Origin of the sequence: Limnoraphis robusta BA-68 BA1, assembly GCF_034932365.1 — a bacterium.
Classification (GTDB): Bacteria; Cyanobacteriota; Cyanobacteriia; order Cyanobacteriales; family Microcoleaceae; genus Capilliphycus; species Capilliphycus robustus.
In genome coordinates, this window is record NZ_JAYGHR010000066.1 from 110,082 (window position 1) to 123,105 (window position 13,024).

The window sequence follows — 13,024 nt, forward strand, 5'->3', positions numbered from 1 at the left end:
GAGTGATTTGCCGGAAATTTTGCATTTTTCACCTGCAATCTTTCCTTGAATCTTTCTGTTTATCAGTCCCCTTACCCTAGCCTTAAGACTCGATGCTCTTTTCGAGTTCTACAAACGGAATCAACCAATTGATATCATAGGGTTGCAGAGTAATCACCAATTTGTCATCCGTTATCGTCCAACCCCGTTGACTGACGAGATCATACCATTGGGTTTCTGCGACTTCCAGTTCAGATAACGGGATTTCTAACTGACAAATCTTATTCGCCACATTGGTTAAAGTCAGGATGTGCTGATCCTGTTTGGGAGAAATTCGTAACACAGCAAAAACTTCGGGAGCGACGAACAAAATCTTCTGTTCTCCACTGGGATGAAAAGCGGTATGACGCACCCGAATATCGAGTAAGTGTCCTAACTTTTCTAAGATGAGAGAAAGCTTAGATTGGCGATCGTGTAAATCTTCAATTAAGCTGTTAACTTCAATGACTCGACGGTTAATATCTCGTTTGGATTTCGTTCGCAAAACGGCATCAATATCATTGCGAGTGCCAATTAAACCGTGAAAATAAATCCCCGGTACACCCCGTAATACGAGAGCAATACTACGAGAAGCGATAAACCGTTTGACTTGAAACGGAATATCTTCTCCGTTATTATCTAAGTTCAGAGCGCTAAACCAAGTGGTATTAATTTCATAGGGTTCTTCGCCCTGTTCTCCGGTTTTGTAGGAAACAAACGCCCCGTGTTCTCTGGCTTTTTGGATAATAAAATCTACTTCTTCTTTGGGTAAAAGACTCTTGACTCCCATCAATCCTACGCCATCGTGAGTATCCAGCATATTCAGGAAAGTTGTCATTTTTGACAAGTATTTGAGTTCTTTTGCCCAATTAGATAGAGCGGTTGTATCTTCTCGATAAAAGGTGTAAAGCACTAAGGGCGGTAAGGCAAAGTTATAAACCATTTGTGCTTCATCATAACCATTGCCAAAATAGGAGACATTTTGTTCGTGAGGCACGTTTGTTTCGGTAATTAAAGCAACAGTTGGATCGACCGCTTTAACAATATCACGAAACAGTTTAATTACTTGGTGAGTTTGTTCTAAATTCGCACAAGGCGTTCCCGGTTCTTCCCAAAGATAAGTCACCGCATCTAAGCGAACTAAATTGGCTCCGCGTCGGATATAAAGCAATAGCGTTTCGATTACGCCTAAGAGAACTTTAGGATTTTTATAATTGAGGTCAATTTGATCGGGTGAAAAGGTTGTCCAAACCCAAATCGGGCCGTTAATCGATTGAAATTGGGTTAAAATATCGGAGGTGCGAGGACGAACAATCATCCGCCGTTCTTCGGGTGTGAGTTCATCGGGGGAATGATAAGTGATAAAATAATCTTTATAGTCGGGGTTGCCATTCAGCATCCTTTGAAATAAAGGACTTTTGGAGGAAACATGGTTAAAAACCCCATCAAACATCAGTTGATAATAGTTTCCCATTTCCTCAATATCTTTCCATGATCCTAAATTGGGATCAACCGTATCAAAATCAATCACAGAAAAACCGCGATCAGAAGAATAGGGAAAGAAGGGTAAAATATGCAGGGTGTTGATACTTAAACCCAGATAATGATTTAAAAAATGTGCTAAAGTTGATAGAGGTGATTGTCCGTCTCCTTTTAATAAATCGCCGTAGGTAATTAAGATTAAATCCCATTCGGTAAAGCGATTATTGGGGTCAAAGTCTTTTTCGGTTTCTATGAGTTCGGTGGGTTTGTGTGCATAATGAACTTTCAGAATTCTTTCCAATTCAGGCATATATAATTTTGCCTGTTCTTCGCCGTAAAGAAAGCAAAACCGCTCAAACATTTGTTGATGCAATTCGGGCGAAATTTCTAAAGGGGGTCTGGTGTAGTCCGGTGTGTCATTGTAGGGAATTCGGACTCTCCGCATGGATTTTTGAAGCTGTTGACTGATGTGATCCATAGCCATTCTTTGAATTGTTGAACTTGTTCTTGAAGATTATAGCGGTTTCTTGGCGGATCAGCATCGAGAGAATACATTAAAGAAATACAGTAATTTTATTTGTTCAAATCCTTTGAGTTTAATCATCAGTTTTACTCATTTCTTCGGCTGTGTATAAACCGACTAATCGAGCAAGAACAATGGCTGAATACATTTGTCCGATAATCGCTTCTAAGTTAGAAAACATCATTACTTTATAGTTTTTAGGCACAATATCGCCATACCCTAATGTTGTCAACGTTGTAAAACTATAGTAGATGAATAGATTCTAGCTATTGTTGGGTTGTGAATGAATTGCTCCTGAAAAAGAATCGTTATCTAATACAAAGAAAAGATCATAAAAGAATGCCCATAAAATCCCAATTAAAAGATAGATACAAATTCCCCCTTGAATCGTATCGCTCCCTACTTTTTGGATTGAGATGATAATTGACCCCGATGTACTGTTTTATGAAAACGGAGAACTAATCAATATAAAAATCAGAAGAAGTAGCAGTCGAGTATATTTTGTTTGAGATAACTTTTTTGTGGATAAAGAGGGAAAGAGTCTCATGTCTCCAGAGATGAAAAGCCGCTTTCGACTTGCGAGATCAACTAAACTTCTCAGTAAATTTACCGAATAGAATTGACGGCTCCCTCATGATACAGAGTCTTGTAGGTTTTGAGCGTAATCTTTTAACTTGTTAGCAAATTCATCACTGTTGAGGAGTTGAGTCAGTTCACTCGCCGCTTTTTGGACACGCTGAATATACTCCAACTTTTTCTCCTCAGACCAAGAATTATTGTACCGACTCAATAATTCTGCGGAAATGAGAATAGTCGTTAAAGGGGTACGCAGTTCGTGGTTGACTACTGTGATCAAAGATTGATGGCGATCTGGGCTGAGTTGGGAGATATTCATAATTAAGCCAATCTTTTTTGATTAAGTCCTGTATTGGCTATATCATAAACTGAATTTCTCTTTACTTCATCCGAGGAAATACCGAATTTCCCAGGTAACTTTTAGTGCGATCGCATGACTCGCTAGCGTTGCAAACTCCGAGGATCGAGAGCATCTCGCAGTCCATCTCCCAGTAAATTAAAAGCCAGTACCGTTAGAATAATTAACACCGCAGGGGGCAAAATCAACCAGGGTTGCAGCACTAAAATCGAAGCATTTGTCGCCGATGAAAGTAAATTTCCCCAGGAGGGATCAGGTTCTTGAATGCCTAATCCAATCAAACTTAAAACTGACTCAGAGACAATAAATCCAGGAATCGCCAATGTTGCAGAGATGATCACATAAGTCGCCGTTTGCGGTAAAACATGACGCCAAATAATATAAAGGGGATTCGCACCCATCGCTTGAGTGGCTTGTACAAATTGTTGCTCTTTAATCGATAAAACTTGTCCACGAATCACCCGTGCTAAACCCGCCCAACTAATAAAGGAAATAATCACAACAATTAATAAATAGCGTTGAGCGCTACTCAGTTCGGGGGGTAATATAGCAGCCAAAGCGACTAACAAATAAATGCCGGGTATTGTCATCAACACTTCGACAACGCGCATGATAAACGTATCCAGAAAACCGCCAAAGTAACCCGAAATCCCGCCAAAAATCATCCCAATAGGAAAATAAATGGCAATCCCGACAAACCCAATACTGAGACTAATTTGACTGCCAAAAATCAAACGACTAAACTGATCACGGGCTTGTTCATCCGTGCCTAAAAGATGAATTTTGCACTCTCCAATCGCTCCGAATAAATGTCGATTTCCGGGAATGATTCCCAAAAGTTTATAGGGTGTTCCCTGAACAAATAACCCCACCGGACAAGGATTATCTCGATCTACGACTAACAGACGTTTTCCAGTTTCAATATCCACTGGCCCTTGAGTGGTTGGATAAACGTGCGGCCCGATAAATTTTCCCTGTTGATTCTGCCAATAAATGCTGGTCGGTGGTAGTAATGCCCCATCAATTTTAGTGGCGTAGGGACTATAAGGAGCGACAAAATCGGCTAGAATCGCACAAAGATAAAAGACAATTAAGATGATCGCTCCGAGTCGAGCTAAGGGATTTTTTTTCAGTCTATGCCACCATTTCATTTGTGTTTTTCGTTCTAGTTTTAGCGTTAATTTGATAATAATTACTCGTTAGTTATTCGTCGTGACGGGGGATTTTTCTTCTTCTATTGCTTCTAAAGGATTGGCAAAAAATGAACCCGTTTGGGGAGGAGAACCCGGATCGAGAATCACTTCCACAATAGTTTTCACTACACCTGTTAATGGAATTGCCAGAATAACACCCAATAATCCGCCAATTCTACCTCCAAGTAGGAGAGACGAGAAAATAATCACTGGGCTAAGTCCGGTAATATTTCCCATAATTCGAGGGGTGACGAGATTATCTTTGATTTGCTGAAAGATGACAGCGACAGTGAGAACTTCTAAGGCTAACCTCCAATCAATAAAAGCCACAATAATGGTAACAGTTCCAATTCCTAATGTAGCCCCAACAAAAGGAATCACTTCCAGGATGCCAATAAACACGGCAAATAACAGAAAGAAGGGAACTTTGAGTATAAAAAAAGAGATCGTTAAAGACACAGCCATAAACAACCCCAGGAGAAACTGACCGACCACAAATCCCTGAAGATTTCGAGCTAGAGACTCTGTAAAAATATAGCGAACTTTTGGCGATAAAAAACTGGTAATTCCATCCCACAACCGTTCGCCATCCAGCAGCATATAAAAAGCAATCACTAGAATCAAAATAAAATCAATAAACCAGTTAAAGGTACCCAGCACTAATCCTAAACTGGTCGTCGCGATCGCTTGTGCTTTTCCTTGAACATTCACCAGCAGTTTTTGTTGTAAAATTCCGACATCTATGGGTAAATTTCGTTCTAAACCCCAAGTTTGAAATTCCGCTAATTGTTGTTTTCCAGACTCGATTAAATCGGGTAATCGGGTAATCAGTTGTCGTCCTTGCGTAATCACAGGAGGAACAACTGTTAAAGCAATGACAATGACCACTAAAGCGGTGACTAGATAAACCAATGCTGCCGCTAAACCTCGAGGAATAATCCGTTGTAATTTAGCGACAGCATAATTAAGAATAAAGGCAATTAATCCGGCGGTCACTAAAATACTAATCAGTTCACCGATGTAGTCAAATGCACTAATCGTCAGTCCACCAGCAACTAAAACCAGCACCCATGTTATCAACAAGTTTTGAACAGGGGAAAACATTCTGTTCATAAGAATCACCGGGAAACCCCATCGCCTTGTGCGTGGGGAGGGATAGGTGCGCTTGCTGAGTGGGGTTCGATACCCCCAAAGCAAGCAATAGGATGTCGGCTCACCACCAGCCCGTTTGCTCTAGCAAGAAGCTGAACTTTGGAGGCAGTGAACTGACCTAAGCGTTTCCAGTTCGCATCACTAACAGAAACCTGTTTCTGGGTATCACCACTCACCCAGCCAACGCAAATTCGACCCGCCATTTCAGCTTTGACAACATCACCTTTGCGAACTCCATGCCGCGTTGTGGTTCCGCCATATTTGCGGCGTACACCGCCCTTTGCTGGAACCATTAGATGTAGTTGTCTGCGAGAAATGGGAGGGCGACGAATCACCCGGAAGACCGAGGGCGTTAGATGAACTGAACCCGTCCAGGTATGACCTCGAGTATTGGCAGTGTGAAACGATTCGTATTTGACAAACTCAGAACAGGCCAAAGCCAAGCCATCAACTCCATGGCTTTCAGGAGTTTGAGCCGATTTGTCTTTGGATTTGACCAATCTGAGTTGAGTCCTGATATTAGCGGTTTCGTAGCCGAATTGCCCTTCAGTTGGGGCAAGTTTTGACAGCCAACCCAGCATTACTCGTTGTCCCACCATCACGGGAGAGAAGGATTTAGACCCCCTCGCCTTCACGTACTCATAGACAATATTGCTGACTGGGAACAGACGACATAACTCAGTTACAACCCGCAACTCAAGCTGTCGATTGGCTCGAATACTGGGAGGTAGTTTGTTCCCTCTTCGATTGTCAAATCGCTTCTGTCTGTGAGCGCGTTTGGAGCAGGCAACCTTACGGTTGATTCTCCGTCCTCTGCGTCCACGTCGCATGATTCGGCGTTGCTCCATCCGGTCTTTCACTGTCTGGAATGGCAGAATCAGGTGAGCTAGAAACAGAGTAGCTTTAGGCGATTGCACTCCGATACCGGAATACAATTTGCCTGGGTCAACTCCAACCGCAATGGATTGAGTTTCTTCTCCAGATGGTTGCTGCGTCAGTTGGACGTAGAACAAGCCCAGGTCTGACCATTTGCCTACTGCCAGTCCATCTCGAATCCAGCGACGAGCGCGGCTCGGCTTGGTTGGCATTAACGGTTTTCCGTCAGATGATACAACCGAAACTCTGATCATTGAGATAATCCTATGAGCGAGTTGTTTGTCCCTTCGGGCAATTCGTTCAAGATGTCTTGGCTTTCCCAACGCCTCTAACCAGGAGACTTGCAGATAATCCGAACTAGGGAGACATTCAGAAGTGCAGTACCAGAACGAATCTCGATGCCCTAGTCAATCCTTAGTCGGAACCTGGCTGTTCCAAGCCCCATCCCGCAAGTGGAGTGGGGTGATTGACAATTCTATAGGCTAATATGTTTAATCAGAGTATTCTAGAGATGCAGACCGTTCCTAAGCTTGAGCAACCTCCTCTGCAATATTATCATGCTCGACCACAAACACATTAGAATAGAGGTTAGCTACGATCTGCTTCCCCTGCTGTGTGAGTGTCAGATAATGTAAGGCATCTTTAATATAGGGGTAAACGCCGTTCCAGTAAAATTTGTGATAATTATGTCGTAAATCTCCTGGATTTTTATAGCCGACTTTTTCATTAAAGCGAGTTTCTTCAAATTCATAAAATAAAGCACCAATCTTGATCAGGTAGCGAGGATCGCTGAGTTGACCAATTAAATCGGCCGCTCGTACCAAACCCGGATAATTGATGGTATCCTGATGATCGGATTCTTTCGGGACTGGAAAGCGAGTCAGTTCGATATTGCGCTTGATCACTTCTGCATCAATCAGCTTGTGGCCTCCAAAGCGTTCATCAATAAACAGTTTGGCTCGATCCACATGATAAGGCGTTAAACTGGCATCTGTACATCCATCTGGCAAATTAACCATATCGTCATGGCGTCCGGTGGCATACCATCCTTGTCGATCTTGACGGCAAACGCCTTTAACATAGCCAATATCGTGACAAACCAGCGAAATCAAAAAATGCAGCCAGTCTTCACAGGAAACGCCCCCTTCCCGGATATGTCTACCGCGCAAGATTTCTTGACCCACAAGAGTCACGAGGATGGTATGTTCGACATCATGGTACAAAGCATCACTATTGGCAATATTTTCTAAAGCCATGCTTCCCGCCCAGCCCACAATGTCTTCATAGTCTGATTTAAAAGCGCCATAGGTACGGCGGTAGCCCTCTCGAATTTGTCTAACGAAGGTATCAATTAATAATTCAGTCGCGTTGAAAAACATACGAGGTATTGACTTTTACAGTCGGTTATTTACGGGTTAGCGAGATTGAACAGCAAATCACTTAGTCGCTGGAGTTGTAGATGCAACTGATCCGGAAATTTTTCTGAGTCTAGCGTATTTGATCGCGCAGGTCTTCACTCAAATTATGAACCATCTTCCGTGGCATCCCGAAAAAATCATCATTTCAACTTTGCTTTATATAAGTTAACCTTAAATTCATCTCTCTTGATTCCGCTAAAATCAACTAAGACCCTTGATAAATAAGAGTTTGAGTTTAATTTCTCGACCGTGATCCGTGATCATCTCAACACGCTACAATTAAGAATATTAAGAAAAATCCATAATGTTATACATATATCTACACAATTACAGAACTCTAAATTGGAGGAATCCTGAATGGCTTACAAGGAAATTATGTCTGAGTTAGAGGAACAAGATCCCCCTTCCCCGAGAGAATTATCCTCGGTTGTTGATCAGGAACTCCTGGAAATCGAACCCCTAGCCGATGAAACCGAACTCGAAGCGGAAGAAGAACCTTCAACCTCTGACCCCGGTTCAAGCCGATGGGGCGGCATGATATCCGGTTTAGGACTCGGTATTTTAGGGACTGTAGCGGTAATGCACTTCTATGTCAACCCCAAGACTCAAGCCCCTGAACCGACCAACAATCAAGCCGCAGTTGTTGAAGTTTCCGCCAGTGCAGCTTCTAGGCAAACCGTCACCGTCGCCCCTGTCGAATTAGCCACCGTTACCCGTCAGTTAGACGTAACCGGAAGCGTCGAAGCTTACGATCTTTTACCTGTGCTTCCCCAAGCCAGTGGGCTGCAAATTCAACAGGTTCTGGCTAAAGAAGGAGATCTCGTGGAAGCTGGGGAACTTTTAGCCGTTTTAGATGATTCGGTGTTGCGATCGCAAATTGATCAAGCCGTTGCGGGGTTAGCCAGGGCGCAAGCCAACCTCAGCAAGCTACAAACGGGTACCCGTCCCGAACAAATTGCCGCAGCCGAGGCCCGTTTAAATCGCGCTCAAGCCACTTTAGATCAGTTGCAAGCGGGGACTCGTTCAGAAGAAATTGCGGTCGCTCAAGCTAAATTAAATGAGGCTGAAGCCCGATTAGCCGATGCCCGTTCGGGGAGTTTGGATGATGAAATTGCTCAAGCGGAGTCTCGACTAATAGCCAATAAAGCCGATCTTGAACTCGCCAGTGAACGAGTGCGTCGTTATGAAACTTTGAGAAATCAAGGGGCGGTTTCTGAAGATAGTTTGGAGGAATATTTGCAAAACGAACGCCGCCTCCGAGCCTTAGTCGATGAAGCCCAAAGACGCATTCAACAGCTTGAACAAAGTCGGCTCAGTCAAGTAGATCGACTTGAGGCTACAGTTGATATGGAACGTCAAGCCCTGCGACAGTTACAAAATGGCGCTCGTCCCGAAGAAATTGCCGCAGCCCAGGCGGAAGTTGCAGAAGTTCGCAGTAATTTGAATGAGTTAATCAATGGCACCCGCCCGGAAGAAATTGCGGTGGCGCAGGCGGAAGTTACGGAAGCCCAAGCCCAAGTTAAACAACTCGAAACTCAACTGCAACAAACCGAAGTTCGCGCCCCTGCAACGGGTGTGATTGCTCGCCGAGTCGCCCGCATTGGGGATGTGACAAATGGCACAAAAGAACTGTTTACTATTATCGCCGAAAATCAGTTAGAACTCCACGCAAAAGTTCCCGAAACTCTACTTTCTCAAGTCAAAATAGGATCGCCTGTTACCATCACTTCTGATGCGGATTCTAAGTTAAAAGTTCAGGGAATTGTGCGAGAAATTTCACCTTTAATTGACCCAGAAAGTCGCAAAGCAACCGTTAAAATTAATCTTCCTCCTCTCGGTGCAATTTCGGGTTCTTTCTTACGTCCGGGAATGTTTTTGCGGGCGGCGATCGCAACAAGCAGCACCCAAGGGTTAAAAATTCCGGCTAAAGCTGTTGTACCTCAAGCCGATGGGAGTTCAATCGTTTATCGGTTAACAGATAATCAAACTGTTCAAGCCACGCCGATACAAGTTGGTGAAATTCGGGGTAATTTAACTCAAGCTAGAGTAGAAATTAAAAGCGGTTTAAATATCGGCGATCGCATCGTTGTTTCGGGTGCGGCTTATCTCAAAGATGGCGATTCTGTGAATGTCGTTTATCCCGAATAAAGTGTTTAAATTGATCTTACTCCAGATTTAACAATGTCTCAATTTAGTTTATCCGCTTGGTCAATCAAAAGACCTGTTCCCACTTTAGTTTTATTTTTAATCTTAACCGTGGTGGGGTTGATGTCTTTTCCACAATTGGGAATTGATGATACTCCAAATGTTGATATTCCAGCCGTCAATATTACCGTCACTCAACCGGGAGCAGGACCCACAGAATTAGAAACTCAAGTGACCAAAAAAGTAGAAGATTCGGTTGCAGGTTTAGGAAATATTGATCGTTTAATCTCTTCTGTTCAAGATGGAATTTCCACCACAACGGTTAGTTTTATTTTAGGAACAGATAGCGATCGCGCCACGAATGATGTGCGAAATGCGATCGCTCAAATTCGTCAAGATTTACCGTCAGATATTAACGATCCCGTTGTCCAACGGTTGCGGTTTGCGGGGGGCGTTGTCATGACATATGCAGTGACATCTCCAAGAGCGTCTGTTGAAGAATTAAGTGATTTAGTAGATCGAACCATTAGCCGTGCGTTACTCAATGTTCCGGGTGTAGCACAAATTCAACGGGATGGAGGAATTGACCGAGAAATTCGCATTGAGTTAAACCCAGATCGCCTGCAAAGTTTAGGAATTACAGCGACGCAAGTTAATGATCAAATTCGGGCTTTTAATATTAATTTACCGGGAGGACGATCGCAATTTGGTGGAACAGAAAAGAGTATTCGCACGTTAGGAAGTGCTAAAACCGTTGAAGCCTTAAGAAATTATCCGATTGTTCTTCCTTCGGGGGGTTCAATTCCGCTTTCCAGTGTGGGAAATGTGATTGATGGCTTTAGTGAAGTGCGTCAGGTTGCTCGCTATTTTGAGGTCGAAAATTCTAGTGCTTCAAATTCTAAAGAAATTGGAGAACCTGTTGTTACTTTTTCGGTATTTAGAAGTACAGGCAGCACATTAGTCACGGTAGAAGAAGGGGTTCGTCAAGCGGTTGCTGAGTTAGAGAAAACGCTACCCAATGATATTAGTTTAGAACTGATTCTGACCGATGCTGAATCCATTCGGGAATCCTATCAAGCTTCAGTTGATGCGTTAGTTTTGGGGTCTGTTTTAACCGTTATCGTTGTGGGTTTATTTTTACGAAATTGGCGATCAACGTTAATTACAGCGATTGCGTTACCGTTGTCAATTTTACCAACATTTGTGGTAATGAAGCTATTGGGATATACCCTCAATAGTATGACTTTATTAGCACTGGCTTTAGCGATGGGAAACTTGGTTGATGATGCCATCTGTATGATGGAAAATATTGACCAACACATTGAAATGGGTAAAACACCTTTTCAAGCCTCCCTTGATGCTTCCGAAGAAATTGGGTTAGCGGTTGTGGCGACAACAGCAACCATTGTCGCTGTGTTTATACCTGTTGCATTTATGGGGGGTGTTCCCGGTCAATTTTTTCAACCTTTTGGGGTAACGGTTGCAGTTTCGACGATGTTTTCAACCTTAGTCGCCTGTACAATGACTCCGATGTTAGGGGCGAGGTTATTAAAGCCGAAACAGCAAAAAGAATTAACAATTTCTGATTATAAAGCCCGAAAAAATCGCATTCATCCTTATCGGGGTTTATTGCGTTTGTCCTTAAGAAATAAGATTTTAACGTTAGCCCTTGCGGTGGCATTTTTTATCGGAAGTTTGCAATTAATTCCGATGATTCCCAAGGGATTATTTGATAATGGGGATACAGGTTTAAGTACAGTTTCTATTGAACTTCCACCGGGTTCTACGTTGCAGGATCTCGATCAAACTGCCCAGAAAACAACAGCTTTAATTGGTGAAAATCCAGCCGTTGTCAATGTGTTAGGGGTCGTGGGGACTGGTGGGAATAGTGATGCAGGGGTGAATAAAGGAACGATTTATATTAATCTAAAGCCTCGAGAAGAACGGGAGATTTCCCAAAAAGAATTTGAACAGCAAATGCGCGAAAAATTTGAACAAATTCCCGGCGCAAGAATTAGTTTTCGCTCAGAAGGTGCTGGCGGTGGTGGCAAAGCTCTCTCGATAGTTTTAACGAGTGAAAATCCCCAAGCGTTAACCCAAACTGCGAATGATTTAGAACGTCAAATGCGGGATATTTCTGGTTTAGTAGAAGTGACTTCTACTGCAAGTTTAGTCAAGCCTGAAATCTTGATCAAACCTGATCCAGAAAGAGCAGGAGATTTAGGGGTTTCGGTTCAATCAATCGCCCGTACCGCCCGACTCGCAACGTTAGGGGATAATGAATCCAGTTTAGCAAAGTTTGATTTAGCCGATCGCCAAATTCCAATCCGAGTTCAATTAGCAGAGGAATTTAGAAATGATTTTGATATCATTCGCAATTTGCAAATTCCTAGTCAAACGGGCGATTTAGTCCCATTATCTGCCGTTGCTGAGATTACAATTGGCAGTGGGCCAGCAACAATTGATCGGTTTGATCGGGCGCGTCAAGTATCAATTGAAGCGAATTTAGAAGGGATTTCTTTAGGCGATGCGTTAGCGAAAGTGCAAGCATTACCTGCGATGAATCCGCTTCCACCTGATGTCGAACAAAAGTCCGATGGAGATGCCAAAATTATGATTGATATCTTCACGCGATTTTTGAGTGCGTTGGGTTTAGCGGTATTAGGAATTTATGCGATTTTGGTGTTGTTGTACAATAATTTTTTACTGCCTTTCTCGATTTTAATGGCGTTACCGTTATCGATTGGGGGTGCGTTATTGGGGTTGTTGTTGACACAGAAAGAATTGGGGTTATTTGCGTTAATTGGGATTGTATTGTTGATGGGTTTAGTAACCAAAAATGCGATCTTGTTGGTAGACTGTTCGTTAGCGAATGAACGAGACGGAAAGCCTCAATTTTATGCGGTAATTGAAGCAGGAGTTTCTCGTCTACGTCCAATTTTGATGACCACTCTTTCAACCATTGCAGGAATGGTTCCGATTGCGTTAGAATTAGGTGCAGGTTCTCAAACTCGCAGTCCAATGGCGATCGCAGTTATTGGCGGAATGACGACTTCTACACTATTAACTTTAGTTGTTGTTCCGGTTTGGTTCACCTACGTTGATAATTTTCAACATGGGCTACAGAATATATTCACAGGCGGAAAACGGAAAACGAAACGTTCTTCTAAGTCTAAAAAATCGCAACCCAAACTTCCCATCACAGATTAAATAAAAGTAGGGTGCGTTAGCGATCGTCTAAGGCACCTAAAACTCAGCAAACCAAAGATTGAAGGCATTTTTA

Annotated in this window: 8 protein-coding genes and 1 pseudogene; 2 read left to right on the forward strand and 7 right to left on the reverse strand. The window is 42.9% G+C overall.

All coding sequences use genetic code 11. The features are described from left to right. Positions 1-82: 82 nt before the first annotated feature. The 7 genes and pseudogenes from VB836_RS17685 to VB836_RS17715 form a co-directional block, all read right to left on the reverse strand. Entirely contained in the window at positions 83-1,978 is a 1,896-nt protein-coding gene (locus VB836_RS17685; protein ID WP_323221135.1) for an alpha-amylase family glycosyl hydrolase, read from the reverse strand. A gap of 118 nt (positions 1,979-2,096) precedes the next feature. Continuing rightward, positions 2,097-2,276 carry a potassium channel family protein gene (locus VB836_RS17690; RefSeq protein ID WP_323221177.1) on the reverse strand — a complete coding sequence of 60 codons (180 nt, stop codon included), beginning with the start codon at positions 2,274-2,276 and terminating at the stop codon, positions 2,097-2,099. A 378-nt stretch (positions 2,277-2,654) separates the two neighbouring features. Continuing rightward, positions 2,655-2,918, reverse strand: coding sequence for a histidine kinase dimerization/phospho-acceptor domain-containing protein (locus tag VB836_RS17695; protein WP_046277226.1), 264 nt, complete (start codon positions 2,916-2,918; stop codon positions 2,655-2,657). A gap of 122 nt (positions 2,919-3,040) precedes the next feature. Further along, a complete protein-coding gene (locus VB836_RS17700) occupies positions 3,041-4,108 on the reverse strand; it encodes an ABC transporter permease (protein WP_046277225.1) in 1,068 nt (355 codons plus the stop codon). Positions 4,109-4,156: 48 nt separating this feature from the next. Next, positions 4,157-5,233 (reverse strand): AI-2E family transporter, encoded by a 1,077-nt coding sequence (locus VB836_RS17705; protein WP_323221138.1) that lies wholly within the window; start codon positions 5,231-5,233, stop codon positions 4,157-4,159. 758 nt (positions 5,234-5,991) lie between these two features. Further along, positions 5,992-6,432: pseudogene (locus VB836_RS30385) on the reverse strand (RRXRR domain-containing protein); the annotation flags it as partial. Positions 6,433-6,702: 270 nt separating this feature from the next. After that, on the reverse strand, positions 6,703-7,557 hold the full coding sequence (locus tag VB836_RS17715; protein WP_323221142.1) for an Npun_R2479 family HD domain-containing metalloprotein: 855 nt from the start codon (positions 7,555-7,557) through the stop codon (positions 6,703-6,705). Positions 7,558-7,953: 396 nt separating this feature from the next. Here VB836_RS17715 and VB836_RS17720 point away from each other — a divergent pair, with 396 nt between their 5' ends. Further along, positions 7,954-9,744 carry an efflux RND transporter periplasmic adaptor subunit gene (locus tag VB836_RS17720; protein WP_323221144.1) on the forward strand — a complete coding sequence of 597 codons (1,791 nt, stop codon included), beginning with the start codon at positions 7,954-7,956 and terminating at the stop codon, positions 9,742-9,744. Positions 9,745-9,777: 33 nt separating this feature from the next. Beyond that, on the forward strand, positions 9,778-12,951 hold the full coding sequence (locus VB836_RS17725; RefSeq protein ID WP_323221146.1) for an efflux RND transporter permease subunit: 3,174 nt from the start codon (positions 9,778-9,780) through the stop codon (positions 12,949-12,951). Positions 12,952-13,024 lie beyond the last annotated feature (73 nt).

Excerpts from the sequence above, each read along its gene's own strand:
- VB836_RS17720 (WP_323221144.1), top strand. The coding sequence starts at position 7,954 with ATGGCTTACAAGGAAATTATGTCTGAGTTAGAGGAACAAGATCCCCCT.
- VB836_RS17700 (WP_046277225.1), bottom strand. The coding sequence starts at position 4,108 with ATGAAATGGTGGCATAGACTGAAAAAAAATCCCTTAGCTCGACTCGGA.
- VB836_RS17695 (WP_046277226.1), bottom strand. The coding sequence starts at position 2,918 with ATGAATATCTCCCAACTCAGCCCAGATCGCCATCAATCTTTGATCACA.
- VB836_RS17715 (WP_323221142.1), bottom strand. The coding sequence starts at position 7,557 with ATGTTTTTCAACGCGACTGAATTATTAATTGATACCTTCGTTAGACAA.
- VB836_RS17685 (WP_323221135.1), bottom strand. The coding sequence starts at position 1,978 with ATGGATCACATCAGTCAACAGCTTCAAAAATCCATGCGGAGAGTCCGA.
- VB836_RS17725 (WP_323221146.1), top strand. The coding sequence starts at position 9,778 with ATGTCTCAATTTAGTTTATCCGCTTGGTCAATCAAAAGACCTGTTCCC.